The 353-nt window shown below is 48.7% G+C and carries 1 protein-coding gene; it reads left to right on the forward strand.

Annotated elements, in window-relative coordinates; all coding sequences use genetic code 11:
- Positions 1–353 (forward strand): InlB B-repeat-containing protein (locus NE473_RS30655; RefSeq protein WP_256265600.1); only part of this gene is annotated, 353 nt, incomplete at both ends.

Below are 353 nucleotides of genomic sequence, written 5' to 3' on the forward strand. Positions count from 1 at the left end.
AAAACGGAGCTGGAAAACAGTTCGATGCAGCCTATGTAATAGCAGAAAGCATGACTGTCTATGCGAAATGGACAGCAAATGCTGAAGTAATGCTGACGTATGACAAGGCAGCGGCAGATGCAGCAGAGGTGCTTCCAAATACGACGGAGACGGTGCTGAGCGGCCAGAGTCTTACGAATGCAGGAAAAGAGCTTGGAAGAACGAGCCGTCCCGGCTATACGTTCGGAGGCTGGTATACAGAAGAGAATGGAGCTGGAGAACAGTTCGATGCAGCCTATGTAATAGCAGAAAACATGACTGTCTATGCGAAATGGACAGCAAATGCTGAAGTAACCCTGACGTATGACAAGGCA

This window comes from Hungatella sp. SL.1.14 (genome assembly GCF_024460495.1).
Taxonomy (GTDB): domain Bacteria; phylum Bacillota; class Clostridia; order Lachnospirales; family Lachnospiraceae; genus Hungatella; species Hungatella hathewayi.